Annotated in this window: 1 protein-coding gene; it reads left to right on the top strand. The window is 57.0% G+C overall.

Going from position 1 to position 1,582, the window contains the following annotated elements; all coding sequences use genetic code 11:
* The first annotated feature begins 123 nt into the window (after positions 1-123).
* Positions 124-1,338, top strand: coding sequence for an MFS transporter (locus tag DW943_RS10315; protein ID WP_199572900.1), 1,215 nt, complete (start codon positions 124-126; stop codon positions 1,336-1,338).
* Positions 1,339-1,582 lie beyond the last annotated feature (244 nt).

Below are 1,582 nucleotides of genomic sequence, written 5' to 3'. Positions count from 1 at the left end.
TCGTCGGCGCGTTCTTCGGCGTGCTGGCGTAAGGGCCCGGCTGCATAGATTTTCGTTGCAACCTGGAAAGGGGATGGAGCAGGCCTATGCCCTCCATCCCCTTTTTGTATAGAAGGAGTTCGTATGTTCGCGAAGGATCGCGAAGCAATGCGCCTGACGCCGGCAGAGGTCAGGCTGATTCTTATTGAGTCCCTGCAGTGGTGCGCCAACAACGCGGTCTACTTTTTGGGGCTTATCGGTGCGGCCACGTATGATCTGGCCGGCACGGCCTTTTTGGTTGCTGTCATTACGCTCGTGCGCAATCTTATGACGTCGGCGGGCAATATGGTGTCGGGCTCGGTCATCGATCGCTTTGGACCGCGCCGGACGTCGTTTGTGACGTGCGTGATTACGGCGGTGCTATCGCTTGGCGTGGGGTTGGCGCCGTTGTCTGTCCCCGGGCTTGTGTTTGCCGCGTGCGTCTTGGGACTTGCGGGCGGCTTTATCAACACCTGCACGCATGCGTTTCCGGGATACCTGGAGTCAGCCACCGAGGGCCGCACCCGCGTGAACGGTCTCATGGTGTTCTACAGCAATATCGCCTATACCGCTGGCCCGCTGCTCGGTGGCGCCATTGTGAGCTGTTTTGCCACGCAATCGGTCTATCTGCTCATGGCGGGCATGATGTGTGTGGCGGCCGTGCTCTCCTTGGGCTGTCGAGAGTGCGTTGCTCCCGCAAAAGGGGAGAAGCCGAAGGGCGGTATTCTGGGCGGCATGACCGAGGGTGCGCGACTTACGTTTCGCGATCACGACCTGCGCCTCATCTTTATCTCGGGCTTTTTGGGTTTCTTTGCGTTTGGCGCGTTCGATTCGCTGGAGTCGTTGTTCTACCGTGATGTGCTCAACGTGGATATCGTCTGGCTGGGCTGGCTGTCCTCGGTCGTGGGCCTCACTTCCTCGGTGGGCGCGTTCATCCTGACCAAGCTTTCTGCTCGTCATATCAACCTGCGATTGTTGCTCGGCGCGCTCATGGCCGTGGGCATTGGGTCCATGGTGTACGTGGGCACCGATATGCTGGGGGTCGCGATTATCGGTCAGGCGATTAACGGTATGGCCTGGGGATTCCTAGAACCGCTACAGATGATCTTGATTCAGGAGCGCGCCGACATCAAATACCTGGGGCGCATTACCGGCTTTGTGCGTTTTGGCCTGATGAGCGCCGGCGTGCTGCCGCTGCTGGCGGCTCCGTTTTTGGCGGAGGCTTTGGGCGTCCAGGCGGTGCTGTTTGGGGCATCGACCATTATTGCGCTGGTAGGAACGCTGTTCTTTGTCGCACAAGGGAGGCGTCGGCGGTGTTAGCTATACATTCAATTCTAATTTAATACCACTCACCAGAGAATTTCGACCGTTCACCGAGGATTGGAACAGATTGATAAGTGGTATTAAAAACACGTTATGTGTATGTCTATAATTGGTATCGAAAAGAAACGCGATGTATAGAGTTGCGTGCAGGACAGAAAGGAAAAGCCATGAAGGAAACCGAGAAGATCGAGATCATGCACTTCGACCAGGAGGGCTACCTCGAGGACGGCAAGGCGCTCTA

It is taken from the genome of Collinsella sp. AM44-11 (assembly GCF_003467145.1).
In the GTDB taxonomy this organism is placed as follows: domain Bacteria; phylum Actinomycetota; class Coriobacteriia; order Coriobacteriales; family Coriobacteriaceae; genus Collinsella.
Note: the sequence above shows the minus strand (reverse complement) of the source record. Positions and strands in the feature narration are given on the sequence as shown.

Excerpts from the sequence above, each read along its gene's own strand:
- DW943_RS10315 (WP_199572900.1), top strand. The coding sequence starts at position 124 with ATGTTCGCGAAGGATCGCGAAGCAATGCGCCTGACGCCGGCAGAGGTC.